We start from the raw sequence: 472 nt of genomic DNA on the forward strand, positions 1-472 counted from the left end.
TGATGTAATTTTTTTCTCCATTATAGTTGAATAAAATCTTCAATTTCTTTGCCAAATCCAATTCTTGTTTCTAGTATTCTTGTTGTTTGCAATCAATACTTCGAGGGTGTTTGAGAGTAATTTTTGGGGTAAAAATTGATTTTTGAATAGTGATATAATGAGAAATGTGTGGTTGAAAAAGAAGGAAAAATTATTGATGTGATGAAAAATATTATTTTATTGAAAAATGTGTGGTTGAAAATGAGTAGAAGAATGAAAATGAAAATGAAAATGTGGGTCAAACGGGACGGTTAGGGCTTGTTTTTTATTTTTATTTTATTTTTCCCCTTTTTAAAGAAAAAATGTTAATGTTGTCAGGTCGGGTTGAGTTGGATCATGTTGGGTTTTTCTTGTTATTCCATAATCCGACTCGACTACTTAACCCAATAACCAAAATCCACCAAAAAAAGCAAAAAATGACCCAAATCAGTCG

1 protein-coding gene is annotated in these 472 nt (G+C 30.1%); it reads left to right on the plus strand.

Translation table 11 applies throughout. The annotated features are described in order from the left end of the window. Window positions 1-272 precede the first annotated feature (272 nt). A partial coding sequence (locus tag GOQ16_RS17765) for a hypothetical protein (protein WP_204987522.1) occupies window positions 273-472 on the plus strand: 200 nt, incomplete at its 3' end.

The organism is Sphingobacterium bovisgrunnientis (genome assembly GCF_009829085.1).
GTDB lineage: Bacteria > Bacteroidota > Bacteroidia > Sphingobacteriales > Sphingobacteriaceae > Sphingobacterium > Sphingobacterium bovisgrunnientis.